15 protein-coding genes and 3 pseudogenes are annotated in these 12,145 nt (G+C 41.1%); 5 read left to right on the top strand and 13 right to left on the bottom strand.

Going from position 1 to position 12,145, the window contains the following annotated elements:
• Positions 1-23: 23 nt before the first annotated feature.
• The 3 genes and pseudogenes from AC6I2O_RS17885 to AC6I2O_RS17875 all read right to left on the bottom strand — a co-directional run.
• Positions 24-113: pseudogene (locus AC6I2O_RS17885) on the bottom strand (carbohydrate ABC transporter permease); the annotation flags it as partial.
• Between the two features lie 169 nt (positions 114-282).
• On the bottom strand, positions 283-1,161 hold the full coding sequence (locus AC6I2O_RS17880; protein ID WP_120391515.1) for a carbohydrate ABC transporter permease: 879 nt from the start codon (positions 1,159-1,161) through the stop codon (positions 283-285).
• On the bottom strand, positions 1,158-2,480 hold the full coding sequence (locus AC6I2O_RS17875) for an ABC transporter substrate-binding protein (protein WP_497743403.1): 1,323 nt from the start codon (positions 2,478-2,480) through the stop codon (positions 1,158-1,160). The genes AC6I2O_RS17880 and AC6I2O_RS17875 overlap by 4 nt, the downstream gene beginning before the upstream one ends.
• A 273-nt stretch (positions 2,481-2,753) precedes the next feature.
• Here AC6I2O_RS17875 and AC6I2O_RS17870 point away from each other — a divergent pair, with 273 nt between their 5' ends.
• Positions 2,754-3,599, top strand: a complete 846-nt coding sequence (locus AC6I2O_RS17870; RefSeq protein WP_120391514.1) for an AraC family transcriptional regulator — start codon at positions 2,754-2,756, stop codon at positions 3,597-3,599.
• Positions 3,600-3,714: 115 nt separating this feature from the next.
• Positions 3,715-3,858 carry a hypothetical protein gene (locus AC6I2O_RS17865; protein WP_497743402.1) on the top strand — a complete coding sequence of 48 codons (144 nt, stop codon included), beginning with the start codon at positions 3,715-3,717 and terminating at the stop codon, positions 3,856-3,858.
• A 16-nt stretch (positions 3,859-3,874) separates the two neighbouring features.
• Here the strand turns inward: AC6I2O_RS17865 and AC6I2O_RS17860 are convergent, their stop codons facing one another.
• From AC6I2O_RS17860 to AC6I2O_RS17820, 9 genes are all read right to left on the bottom strand, one after another.
• On the bottom strand, positions 3,875-4,204 hold the full coding sequence (locus AC6I2O_RS17860; RefSeq protein WP_120391513.1) for a hypothetical protein: 330 nt from the start codon (positions 4,202-4,204) through the stop codon (positions 3,875-3,877).
• A gap of 93 nt (positions 4,205-4,297) precedes the next feature.
• Positions 4,298-5,194, bottom strand: coding sequence for a nucleotidyl transferase AbiEii/AbiGii toxin family protein (locus tag AC6I2O_RS17855; protein ID WP_120391512.1), 897 nt, complete (start codon positions 5,192-5,194; stop codon positions 4,298-4,300).
• Complete coding sequence (locus tag AC6I2O_RS17850) at positions 5,194-5,802, bottom strand: type IV toxin-antitoxin system AbiEi family antitoxin domain-containing protein (RefSeq protein ID WP_120391511.1); 609 nt, start codon at positions 5,800-5,802, stop codon at positions 5,194-5,196. Before AC6I2O_RS17850 ends, AC6I2O_RS17855 begins: the two co-directional genes overlap by 1 nt.
• A gap of 178 nt (positions 5,803-5,980) precedes the next feature.
• Complete coding sequence (locus AC6I2O_RS17845) at positions 5,981-6,760, bottom strand: recombinase family protein (RefSeq protein WP_497743401.1); 780 nt, start codon at positions 6,758-6,760, stop codon at positions 5,981-5,983.
• A 237-nt stretch (positions 6,761-6,997) separates the two neighbouring features.
• Positions 6,998-7,126, bottom strand: a complete 129-nt coding sequence (locus AC6I2O_RS17840) for a hypothetical protein (RefSeq protein WP_497743400.1) — start codon at positions 7,124-7,126, stop codon at positions 6,998-7,000.
• A gap of 41 nt (positions 7,127-7,167) precedes the next feature.
• Positions 7,168-7,587 carry a pyridoxamine 5'-phosphate oxidase family protein gene (locus AC6I2O_RS17835; RefSeq protein WP_497743399.1) on the bottom strand — a complete coding sequence of 140 codons (420 nt, stop codon included), beginning with the start codon at positions 7,585-7,587 and terminating at the stop codon, positions 7,168-7,170.
• A 104-nt stretch (positions 7,588-7,691) separates the two neighbouring features.
• On the bottom strand, positions 7,692-8,534 hold the full coding sequence (locus AC6I2O_RS17830; protein WP_497743398.1) for a CPBP family intramembrane glutamic endopeptidase: 843 nt from the start codon (positions 8,532-8,534) through the stop codon (positions 7,692-7,694).
• Positions 8,535-8,753: 219 nt separating this feature from the next.
• Positions 8,754-8,978 carry a hypothetical protein gene (locus AC6I2O_RS17825; protein WP_497743456.1) on the bottom strand — a complete coding sequence of 75 codons (225 nt, stop codon included), beginning with the start codon at positions 8,976-8,978 and terminating at the stop codon, positions 8,754-8,756.
• Positions 8,897-10,060 (bottom strand): sensor histidine kinase, encoded by a 1,164-nt coding sequence (locus tag AC6I2O_RS17820; RefSeq protein ID WP_497743397.1) that lies wholly within the window; start codon positions 10,058-10,060, stop codon positions 8,897-8,899. The genes AC6I2O_RS17825 and AC6I2O_RS17820 overlap by 82 nt, the downstream gene beginning before the upstream one ends.
• Before the next feature lie 84 nt (positions 10,061-10,144).
• Here AC6I2O_RS17820 and AC6I2O_RS17815 point away from each other — a divergent pair.
• The 3 genes and pseudogenes from AC6I2O_RS17815 to AC6I2O_RS17805 form a co-directional block, all read left to right on the top strand.
• A pseudogene (locus AC6I2O_RS17815) lies at positions 10,145-10,216 on the top strand (TnpV protein); the annotation flags it as partial.
• A 79-nt stretch (positions 10,217-10,295) separates the two neighbouring features.
• Positions 10,296-11,440 (top strand): IS3 family transposase gene (locus AC6I2O_RS17810; protein WP_497741782.1). Its coding sequence is split into 2 segments (ribosomal slippage): positions 10,296-10,539 and positions 10,539-11,440, totalling 1,146 coding nucleotides; the frame shifts between segments, so codons are not numbered across the junction.
• A 42-nt stretch (positions 11,441-11,482) separates the two neighbouring features.
• Positions 11,483-11,795, top strand: a pseudogene (locus tag AC6I2O_RS17805) (TnpV protein).
• Positions 11,796-11,878: 83 nt separating this feature from the next.
• Here the strand turns inward: AC6I2O_RS17805 and AC6I2O_RS17800 are convergent.
• Positions 11,879-12,139: a LytTR family DNA-binding domain-containing protein gene (locus AC6I2O_RS17800; RefSeq protein WP_497743396.1), complete on the bottom strand. Its 261-nt coding sequence runs from the start codon at positions 12,137-12,139 to the stop codon at positions 11,879-11,881.
• Positions 12,140-12,145: the final 6 nt, after the last annotated feature.

Here is a 12,145-nt window from a genome sequence, read left to right as displayed (position 1 = left end):
TTTGTTTGCAATTACCCACTATACTACTTCACGGCTCCGTTTACAACACCATTTAAAATCTGCTTCTGACATACAATATAGAACAGAAGAATTGGAATCAACGCCAGAAGAACCACGGTTGCAACTGTAAGAAAAAGACTGTTTCCGAGAGAATTCCAAAAATCGGTTACTTCCATCGCTTCCCGGAAGTTGGAAAGGCTCCAGCTTGCCGGCAAAGAAAGCGCCCCAGCAATATCGTAACCGGCCAGTTATATTTGTTCTTATCTCTAACCTGAACCTGATTCATAACTGCTCCTCCTTCCTGTTCGTAACTGTCATCTGAAATACAGAAATTGCAACAATCATAACAAAGAACACAAACGCGTTGGCGCTCTGGAAACCAAACTGGCCGCCGCTCATACCATTGTTATAAATCAGGTAGGAGATGGATTCCGTACTCTGGGACGGTCCACCCTTGGTCAATGCCATGATCTGATCAAATACCATCAGAAAGTTTTTCATGCTGAGTACCATGTTTGTAGAGAAAAACGGGATAATCAGAGGAAACGTCAAATACTTAAATTTTTTCCATCCCGTCACTCCGTCCAGGGAACCTGCCTCATAGACGTCCTCCGGAACGGTCTGCAAACCTGAAATATAAATGATTGTATTCATTGCAATCGCCTGCCAGCAGCCAACAATCACAATCGCAATCCACGCCTTGCTGGTGCTTGAAAGCATACTTCCGGAAAGCGCCTCAATGCCAAGATTCTGACCGATGGCCGGAAGAACATACGTAAAAATAAAGCTGAAAATGTAGCCGATTACCAGTCCTCCAAGGACGTTCGGGATAAAGTAAATACCGCGCAGTGCACTCTTGGCACGGATTTTACTGTTCAGTCCAAGCGCGAGAATAAGGCTGATCACATTCGTGATAATTGTCCCGGCCAGCGCATATTTAAAGGTAAACAGATACGATTTTCCGACGCGGGCGTCCCCAAGCAGATCCTGATAATTGCGCAGACCAACCCAGTCATATGAACCATATCCCTTAAAATTTGTAAAGCTGTAAATAAACCCCCGGATCAGCGGCAACGTATTAAAGCAGAAAAACAACGCAATCACCGGAATCGTAATCAGCAGAAAGGTACGTTTCCTTTCCTGTGCGCCTTTGGTTTTCATTTTTTCTCTCCTCCTTCCGCCCGTTTATCCGGATTATCTTCATAAAATTTCTGCACCTTTGCGATCAGATCGCGGTTATAACGCCCCCACTCCGTGTCGAACCGTTCCATAAAGAGATCCGTAGCGTCTGCACGGTCGTCCATCAGATATGTCTGAATCATCGCATCCACTGCCATTTCTGCCGGATAATGGTGATCTTGATAATCCGCCATTTTATCATTTTCTATATATTCCTTCATACCATCGAGCATGGACGGAAGTGCGAAATCACCTTTCTTGCACGGAACCGCACTCTGATCATCCAAATAGGCCTGAATATTTTCATCTTCGTACAGGAAATCCAACACGGTATAGATGGCTTCCTTTTTCTCTTCCTTACCTACCATCACAGACCACTGGAGATCGTTTCCTGAATTTAGAACATTCTCTTCTGCATGATTGCTTGCCGGAAAGACAAAGGAATCCACATTGATATCCGGGTTCACGGATTTGATCTGCGGAACTGCATAACTCCCAATCACATACATCGCAGACTCACCTTTTGCAAATGCCGTACATGCGTCATTATAACTGTACGCAAAAGGGTCCGGCTGTGCATAGGCAAGCAGCGACTTTGTCACTTCCGCAACCGGCCGGTATGCATCTGCAAATTTCGCGTTCCCTGCGTTCACCTGAGCGCAGATATCCGACGGCGAAAGATCCACACAGATTGCATTCCACGGTGCGAGACACGTCCAAACATCTTTAAATCCAAAGTAGAGCGGCTGAATACCTGCCGTCTGAATTTCCTCACACAGCGCATAAAATTCATCCAGCGTCTTTGGAATCGTCCATCCGTGCTCCATAAAAATGTCCCGGTTATAAAAAACTCCAGCTGCATTCGCCATGTATGGAACTGCATAGACCCCCTCCATCGGGATAAATTCCAGTTCCTTATCCGTCCGCAGATAGGATTCCTTAATCTCACTTAATCCCTCGTAATCCGAAACATCCATCAGCATATCAGAATCCAGAAAATTCGAATAATTAATGTCCCCTCCAATTCCAATAATATCCGGATAGTCCTCCCGGATAAACCTTGTTTTCAGGATCGTCATTGCATCATTCGGTGATTCAATTCTCAGTTCAATGTCATCATGCGTCTCATTGAACTTCGTTTCCAGCGCCTCAAACGCTTTCACCGCTTCTGGTTTATACTGGACAATTTCAACCAGTGTTTTTCCATCCGCTGTTTCTTTCGCACCACATCCAACAAGCAGTGCTGACATTGCCACGGCGCCTGTACCCACAAGCCAGGCTGCCTTTGCACATATTTTCATGTAATGCCCTCCTTCCTCTCTCTTACAAAGAATCGCAGAACGTTAAGTTGCCACCCGTTTTGCTTATGCCTTTTAGGTAGCCACATTATAACATACCTTTATGCGACCATAAATATCGCTATATATTCACTTTCATACCTTTTTGCTATTTTTTTATTTATAAGAGAAAGTTATCTAGCATTATGCTATATTTTTGTTTATACTTATCTTATCCGTAAATCACAAATAGTAACCGCATTGCAGCAAATCCTATCATCTTTGAAGGAGGAACCTATGCAGAATTATTTATTTTCGATTTTCCCAAATGAAAATTTCGTCGACCTCGGCCTGTATCAGTTTGGCTGGGAACAGTGCACACCCGCACATTCCTTTGGCCCTGCTGCCCGCAATCATTATCTGTTTCATTACGTTATTTCCGGCTCCGGTACACTGAATGCTACTGACTCCAAAGGCATTTCCCAGACCTACCATATCAAAAGCGGACAGGGGTTTATGATCTTTCCAAATCAGATCACAATGTATACTGCCTCCCCGGATATTCCATGGGAATATACCTGGCTGGAATTTGACGGACTTCGTGTAAAAGAAGCAATTTCTGTCGCCGGACTTTCTTATGACCAGCCAATCTACCGCGCAAAGTCCAGGGATTTAAGAGAAGAGATGAAAAATGAAATGTTGTACATCACAAATCACAGCGATGCTTCGCCCTTTCACCTGATCGGGCATCTCTTTCTGTTTCTTGACTACCTCACGCGCTCCTGCGCACAGCTTTATACGCAGAATCACAGCAAACTGAGGGATTTTTATATGAAAGAAGCCATGAATTATATAGAACAGAATTTTCAGAATGATATCTCTGTTGAGGATATCGCAAAAGTCTGCAGACTGAACCGCAGCTATTTCGGAAAGATTTTCAAAGACGCGGTTGGAAAATCGCCGCAGGAATTTCTCCTGAATTATCGAATGATTAAAGCAACAGAACTTTTAAAACTCACCTCGCTGTCTGTTGCCGACATCGGTAATGCAGTAGGCTATCAAAATCCCCTGCATTTTTCACGTGCATTTAAAAACGTATACGGTGTCTCCCCGCGGACATGGAGAAATCAGAATACAAATTGAGATGCTGCTGAAAAAAAACAGGATGGGAATCCAAATCTTATTTTATAGTGCCAAAAAAGGCTGTTACAAAATGCAGTGTTCCTGCGCCATAATGTATTTGAAGGAGGTTTTCTTTATGTTCAAGAAAACAAGAGTGAGGCAGATCATAGAGCTGCTTCAAAAAAATCTAAGCGACCGGGAAATTTCTGGTGTTCTTGGCGTCTCCCGGAATTCTGTTGCGCGGATCGGGCAATCTTCCGATGAGCACCGCAAGGAATGAGAGGAAAATGTAAGAATCAAGGGGAAAACGATATGAGCATTTCTTTGAAATTCCAACCATTTTTGGTTCTTGTCATTGAATAATGGTCATAATGTCCCCACCTTCTTGTATAAATTCTTAAGATAAACTTTTCACCTACTGTTGTATCTTCTGGGTCATCATTAGCGTTTACATCATCAATGAATTTCAACAAATCATCAACAGGATGAATGTGGTTGTAAAACTCCATGTCTTCGACAGAAACACCTCTGTTTTCAAGCATATATTTATGATGTTTTGGCTCATATCCGCTGCTTTTTAATGACATATGCAATTCATGGGCAGTTTCTGCCATTTCTTTATACAATGTCTGTGTTTGTCTTTCAATTCTTTTTGCTCAGTTGTTAAATTTAATGGATTTCCCATAAATAATTCTCCTTTAAAATTTATCTTGTTTTATTTAAGCCCACATTGCATTTGTACAATCCCATGTTTTTTGCCACTCAACCTCATTCACAATCGCATCAAATACAGGCTCAAGGAATTTCCGTATTCCCTCAATAACCACTGAAAACTCAAGCATATCATCTTTTATAGTTTTCAAAAAGATTTTCCAACGCTTCTGCATATCCACATCCTCGGCAAGTGTGAGAATACGCTTGAAACTGTCCTTTTCGTAGGGCGTCCCTCGCCGTTCCAATGTTCTGGATATTGCTGTCTGCAATTTCGCTCCGTCAAAATCAAAAGTCCTTGCCAGATAGTAAATATCGTAAAAGTCCTTCATTCTGCCTGTCAGCTCAAACCGCTGTAAAATAGCGTCAAACTTTTCAGCAATCGTACTTTCAAGAGAATACGTCATAATAACAGGAGCTTCAAAATCAGGAAGCTGCGTATGAATGGTCCGTTCCTCGGCACATGGCACAATCACATCTCCTACGCCTATATCCACATTGAACGGCACACGAACATTTTTAATTTTTCCGATAATCTGCGTACTAATGCCGTGATATTTCCTTTGTGGGGAAATTTTCTCAAAGCCTTTGGCTGTCATCTCAATATAATCATTGCCCGTAGGTACAGCAAGAATTTTTAAAACAAGAGCCTGCACTTCTTCTAACGAGTTAGAAACACTGCGCAATAGGAAATCAACATCAACAGTTGCTCGGCTTTCAAAATTTGTAAGCGTATAAATAAACAAACCGCCTTTAAGAATAAGAGTATCCTCATGCTCCGATTTTGAAAGCTTCCGCAAAAATTCCTCCTGCATAAAAAGCTGTAAGCATTGCTGATAACTAATGCCAGCCGCCTTTGCCTTATTCCTTAGCCTTGCCAAAACAGATGCCGCAATATCAGCCACTACAACCACACTCCAATCAATTCTTTTACTTTCTTCTGCACTCTGAGTTCCTTTGCATATTTCATAAGGTTTGGGATATTCTTCTGCGTGTCCCTCACGTAACCTTGAACTGCCTTATTAAAAATTTCTTTATCCATCTTACTCATATTCCGCAAGACATCACAAATCGTACGGTCACGATCATAGATGCGGACATCCACAAAATCAATACTTCCTTTTATTTCCCCTAGCGGTACTAAATAAGGCTCAACTCTATAAGCCTTTACAAACGGATAATCTATCTTTGTACGATTCCTTGAAACATTTTTATCAACCGTAATATTCCATTCGGCAGGATTACGGTCGCTATAATGATAATAAAAGAGAGCTGTTTCCATACAAAGGACTGCATCTGGAAAAAGTCGATTGATTATCTTAACCTCCTGTCCATCAAAAGAATCCACCCAATGGTAATATCCCCATTTTATCTTTTCAATCAGTCCTTCATCTAATAATTTCTGAATATCAGCATAATACAGTTTATAAGAATTAAGTTCAGCGGTCGTCATAATACAATCATGGTCAAAAAAAATTTTTCTGACAATATCTATCATTTTTTCATCAAGCATTGATTACACCTCTATTAATCCACACAAAAATATCTTAACAATTATGTGATTTATTATAGCATATCCTCTTTTATATGAAAAGTCAATTATAGTAATACACCATAAATGAATCATTCAATAGTGTTATTTAATACAAAGAACTCAGCTCGTCCAAGAATATACAGACAAGCTGAATTCTTTACATTACGTAACTAAAATAAACATCCTCATTAACTACCGCATAGAGATTTATCCATCTTGGAGTGTCGCAAATCTCGATAGAATAAGGCTTCCCGACATTCCCCGCATTCTCATTTTCATCATACTTCTTTATCCTTTTTTTGAACACAGCGAAGTCGTTTTCGCCTTTTGCGCTGTCCACATCATCGTTGATCGCAATAAACCGGACATCGTAGGCGAGGAACACAAAAAACATGGTATTGCGGAATCCGTGTTCCGACGCATATTTGGACAACAGAGACTTTTGATTGGTGATGGAATTGCTCTCCCCATCGAGGGCATCATCTATGCTGTTTATCACGATGGGAATGTCAGAATTCCTTTTGAGAGAGAGGCTGTCTACTGCCCCTGCGTCTGGCAATTCAAGTTCATATGTATTTAATTCTTTCGCCTCTATAAAATCGGGGATGACAGGTTTCCCTTTTCCCTCGAATTTCACATTATAAAACTTGTCTGTTTTTTCATCGTAAATCAATACATAATTAAAATTACAGATTGGCAGATCCTGCTCTTTTTCTGTCGTTAAAGTGTCATCAATTTGGCCTGGCCGGACAGTATACGCATCGGTAGAAACTCCAAAGACCGTATATTCAGGCATATATGTCGTTACCAGCATTTGCGTGTCGGAAACTTTCAGAGAATATGTCTTATCATCTTTTATCTTCATATCCGTATAATGAGATACTGCTTCGTTTAAGCGGTCAGCAATCATTTGCTCAGCAGGCTTATTTTTTGCCAAAAGCCAAAGTACATCAGCTCGAAATAAGGCTCCGTATCCGCTGTCTGAAAGCCCTTATAGCCCATATACTTTGGATCAGAGAGGAATCCCATTTTCTTTTTGGACACGACCTGAATATCTTTGTTATTGGATATGGCGCAGCAATGTGCTCCTTTTCCATATTTTCGTGTGTCAGTTTTACAAGTCCATACTCTATTGTCTCCTTATCGTTCCATCTGCATTTATGCAAGCAAAAAATCATCCCAACCACCCCTGATAAAACGCAACCGCTCCAAAAATTGCACCTACAGCCATCGCCGCCAATGTTACAACAATAATGATAGGATGTTCTTTCATCAGCTTCCCTAATTCTTTTAAATCGCCCAATGAATCTCTCCTCCCTTTGTTCCTCAATGGGAATTTAGCAACTACTTAATATCAAAATTTTCTGTTTTCAAATCGCAATAATATCTACCACTTGTAGCAGTAAACTTTAAAACACAATAATCTGGGTCAGTTACACCTTTTTTATAATACATTGTATCGCCCTTTTTCCAAATCATGTTTTTAGTTTCCTGGTCTGTTAATACTTCCATTTTACCTTTTAACATAACACCAACATATTTCATTAATCCTTTGTGATAGAAGTAAATACTGGCACTTGAATTATCTTTATATTGTTTTACTCTCATAGATGAAGTATTAGTAGAAAAGTAAAACTCTTTTAGCCCTATTCTTTTGCAGGGTTTTAGCATTGCTTTTACATTAGGACAATTTTCATCATCAATAGAGCATATAAAACTCACTTTTTGTTTATCAATAAAATCTTCTATTTTCTTTAAATCCATAATATTTTCACCCACTTTCAAATTCTGATTTGTCTCTATGTCAGCTTTTAAAGCATTCCATCCAAACTTCTATCTATTTCCGCTTCTGTTCTTGCAATAATACCTTATCGAACATTAGTAGTCCGATAAGTATGAATGGCCAACACAAATGCAAAGGAAATAATTTGTGCAGCCATAATCCGGACAATCTGTAATTCGTCTGCGCCCTTTAGCGAAACGACATGCAGCATGTTTGTAGCAACGGTATTATTGAATAAATGGTCGCCAATCCCTGCCCATAGATTTCCTGTTATGCGGTAAAGAAGCCCCCATTTGATTCCCATAATCCCGGCAAGGATCATATAACCGATACCCATTAGAAGCATTGCCGCAAATGACATTTCACCATTTATATAGCTTCTGATTGGCATTACAATGTGCCAAACACCAAACAAAAATGCGGCAATATAATTTGCTTTCATAAATGACCTTGTTTCAGAAAGCGTTTTCATAAACAGACCGCGAAAAACGCCCTCCTCCATCCATACATTCATAACATTGAATAGTAGGCATAACAGAAAGAAAACGAAATCCGTATTATTTATTTGAGAGCCGGTTAACGAAAAACTGCTAATATACATTTCTAAATGTGCAGGATTGCCTTGCAGAATAAAAATCGCCAATTCCAGGCCATATGAAATAGCAAAGCAAACACTGCCCAATAACAAACCGTTCAAAATACCGCTTACAAAACCGTTTCTATGAAATCCAATATCACTCCATGAAAGATTTACCCTTTTTAGTACCAAAGCCAACATGATAATTCCAACTACTTTATGAAGCACATTTTCTCCAATAGCCGTTTTATCTGTTTCAATCAGAAAATATTCTACAAACCTCACGGACAAACAAAGCGTAAATATTGCAATACACAAATGATCCTGTTTGCATTTTATGTTCCTTCCCATACAGTTACCTCTTATAAATCCTGACTTTTTTATATATCTTTATAATTTTTGTTATAATCCTCAACAAATTTCCGATACAAATCCCGATTATCTCTTACATGAATAGAGGCATGAAACAAAAACATCACTGCACTTAATGCAATTTCAATCAGCCCCAAAGTTTTTCCAATGAATATAAAAATATCGGGCGCTCCTATGTTCATGTTTTAACACACGGAGTCAGTCAACCTTATAGAAACATACCGTCTGCTCTTTCATGGATATTTTCCCGACCTGATAACCATAGTCCGCCAATTCTTTTTTGTATTTCAGGAAAGAGTGGTCAATCGGCACCCCCGCAATCTTCTGAATCTCCTCAAAAGTCAACTGAAAAGATTCCTTTCCATTTGCTGTGGGATACCTTCTGGGTGCTGTGAAATGATCAGCAGCACATGGAGGACAAATGCATTCCTCTGTGTCTCTATACTCATGGCGCCGCCATATTTTTCGGCCACCGCATTTACATTCGACAGGCCTGTTCCTTTTTTGAACACGCCTTTCCCATGAAAACTGTTCTCGATTTCCATCATAAGGAAATCTCCCTGGATACGCCCAGACACCCGGATATATTTTTCTGTACCGGCATCCAGACTTTTTACTGCATGGATTGCGTTATCCAGTGCATTTGACAGGACAATGCAGATATCAATGTCCTTAATGCCACAGGGGTATGGCAGAAGGAGGGAACAGTCCACATCTATCCCCATGCTTTTTGCAATTCCTAGTTTGTTTCCTACCAGAATATCCACTACCGGGTTGTTGGTGCTGCAGGGGAATGACATTTTTTCCGCCATATCGTCCAGATCCTCCATATAGGTTACGGCTTCCTCCAGTTTTTCACTCTGCAGGAGCTTTTTTACCACTGCGATGTGGTTCCTAATGTCATGGCGCAAGGATTTTGTCCTGTCATAACGAGCCTTCGCTTCCTCCACATACTGGTTCAGGGAATGTTCCTGCTGCTCCAGCAGTGATAATTCCGTGCTGAGGCGGAAATTCTGCTGCAGTTTCTTATAAGAGAACAGGATGCAAAACAGGCTGACAAGTCCTAAAAAATGCATGGCAAGCAGCTGCCAGTGGTTAAGCAGATACTCGAAAGGCCCGTCTTCCTCCAGGATTTTAACCTGGAATTCAAATTCTATCATATTGATGTACTCGCTCATAATGAATATCATCAAAATCGGGATGAAAACCAAAAACATTTGCTGCATTTCCACTGTAGTATAGTCGGAAAAATAACGGTACACCATATAATAACAAAAACCGGTCAGAGCAAGTGACACCGCCTCACTGGCCAGCATGAACGCGATACTGACCGTATCGTGGTAAACGACAGGCAAAAATGGGCATAAAAGGCTGATCAGGGATTTCACAATTCCATAACATAGCAGCATGATCTCAGTCGTCACAGCCGCATACAGAAGGGAAGACTTAAAATCCGCATGGCAGACAAACATCCCGCATACCGTAAGCAGAAAGACAAGCGCCATAAAACCGATGATCGTACCGGCCGAAAGATGTAGGACGGATTTTGCGGACATTCAAAATAAAAAAGAATGTGGAGGTAACAAACAATGGCAAAGACGATTTTTGAGGAACTGGGTGGCAAATACGAATGGCAAGGAGATTATCTAATACCGTGTATAGCTTGTTGTGATAAAGTAAGGTTGTAACAGAAGTGGCTAATAAGATATAATCAAAATCACAAGAAAAGAGGTACCTATTATGCCACAGAATTACACTCCCGAGTTTAAGAAAAAGATTGTCCGTCTCCGTTTGGAAGAAGGAAGAACAATCAAAAGCATCACCGCGGAGTATAACATCTCCAAAGAAACGCTGCGCCGCTGGTGCAATGAATTCAAAGAAGAATGCCGGACAAGCCCCGATACAAAAACAGAGTATGATAACATGAAGGAGATGCTTAAGCTCAAAAGAGAAAATGAGGAGCTCCGAAAGGAGAACCTGTTTCTAAAAAAAGCAGCGGCATTCTTCGCAAAAGAAATCGATTAGAGGCTTATCGGTTTATAGAAGAACATCACAGAGAATTCGGGGTCCGCTGGCTGCTAAGGCGGCTTGGCATCTGTCCGAATGCGTATTACAACTACCGGAAACACCGGAAGGCGGCTTATCATGCCCAAAAAGAAGCAGTAAAAGCGCAGATCAGGGAAATTTACCATGTGCATAACGGGGTAGCAGGATACCGGACCATGACTGTCTATCTGGCGCGCAGGGGCTGCCATTACAGCACGGTTACCGTACATAAGTACATGAATACGGAAATGAGGCTGTATTCCCTTGTCCGCCCAAAGAAACCGGGCTGTCGGCGTGAAAAACCGCACAAAATCTTTGAAAACAGGCTGCAGCAAAAGTTTTGTGCAGGCAGGGCGAATCAGAAGTGGTGTACAGATTTCACGTATCTGTTTTTGAAAAATGGAGAAGTGCGCTACAATTGCAGCATTGTTGACCTGTATGACCGGAGTGTCATTGCAAGCGAGACAGACCGCCAGATCACCAGCAGTCTTGCTATCCGGACTTTGAAGAAAGCACTGGAATCACAGTCCCGGATCAATGGAGAACTGATACTCCACAGCGATCAGGGTTCCCAGTATACGTCAAAGGCATTTGTAGAATTCTGTGAATCTGTCCATGTGACACAGAGTATGAGCAAAGCAGGATGTCCATATGACAACGCCCCTATGGAAAGATATTTCAATACATTGAAAAATGAATGTGTGAATCTGTACGATTTCCAGACAGAGGAGGCACTGTATCGGGCAGTGGAAGAATTTGCTTATGTCACGTATAATCACATCCGCCCTCACAGCTATAATGGATACCGCACCCCTTATCAGGTACGGTTTGCATCTTAAATTAAAAGCTGATTTTTTTAGTCATAAGCGTTACAAAAATGCTTGACCACAACAGCTTTACCCGCTGAAGAAGAACAGCCGATAGGCATATGTGGACAGCGGCATCTGGACTATCTGAAGCAGTACCGCAGGGTTACATACATCAATCTTCTCACAAGCGGCAGGCTGAACACTTACCTTGCCGACATCGACAAGCAGGCGCAGGAACACTTTGAAAGGCTCATAGAGGGCATGAAACAGGCACAGGGCATAACGGCAGCTAAAGGAAGAAAACGCCTTAGAATGGACAGGGCGGCTCAATAACATAAGGGCTTGCGCGAGGGAGATTGTGAACGAGGAAATTATTCAAATGTAAAAGATAAGGGTGGGGAAAACCTCACCCATATTTTCGTCAAACAATGCAATTTCAATGTGAAGATGACAGTATTGAAAATTGCTTTAAAGCCCTTTCATCATGCGTGTGGACATCAGGCAAGTTTCTCCATTGGCAAAATGGATGATTCGATTTTTAGTGTCAACTTCTTTTATATTATTTTTGTTTACCAAAAATGCCCGATGGCAACGCACAAAATTGCTGTCCAATACACCTGTTAGTTCTTTTAAGGTGCTGGGAAATTCAATCTGGTGGTCTTTTGCATGGAGAATGACTTTATGGATATTGCTGGAAGTTTCAAAAAATAAAATATCCTCATAATCCACGCTGAT

The sequence above is a fragment of the Blautia sp. St.27G3 genome (assembly GCF_059728505.1).
The sequence above is the reverse complement of the archived record's forward strand: the minus strand, read 5'-3'. Positions and strand labels throughout refer to the sequence as shown.

Coding starts and splice junctions, on each gene's coding strand:
- AC6I2O_RS17880 (WP_120391515.1), bottom strand. CDS start 1,161: ATGAAAACCAAAGGCGCACAGGAAAGGAAACGTACCTTTCTGCTGATT.
- AC6I2O_RS17875 (WP_497743403.1), bottom strand. CDS start 2,480: ATGAAAATATGTGCAAAGGCAGCCTGGCTTGTGGGTACAGGCGCCGTG.
- AC6I2O_RS17870 (WP_120391514.1), top strand. CDS start 2,754: ATGCAGAATTATTTATTTTCGATTTTCCCAAATGAAAATTTCGTCGAC.
- AC6I2O_RS17865 (WP_497743402.1), top strand. CDS start 3,715: ATGTTCAAGAAAACAAGAGTGAGGCAGATCATAGAGCTGCTTCAAAAA.
- AC6I2O_RS17850 (WP_120391511.1), bottom strand. CDS start 5,802: ATGCTTGATGAAAAAATGATAGATATTGTCAGAAAAATTTTTTTTGAC.
- AC6I2O_RS17835 (WP_497743399.1), bottom strand. CDS start 7,587: ATGGATTTAAAGAAAATAGAAGATTTTATTGATAAACAAAAAGTGAGT.
- AC6I2O_RS17830 (WP_497743398.1), bottom strand. CDS start 8,534: ATGGGAAGGAACATAAAATGCAAACAGGATCATTTGTGTATTGCAATA.
- AC6I2O_RS17820 (WP_497743397.1), bottom strand. CDS start 10,060: ATGGCGCTTGTCTTTCTGCTTACGGTATGCGGGATGTTTGTCTGCCAT.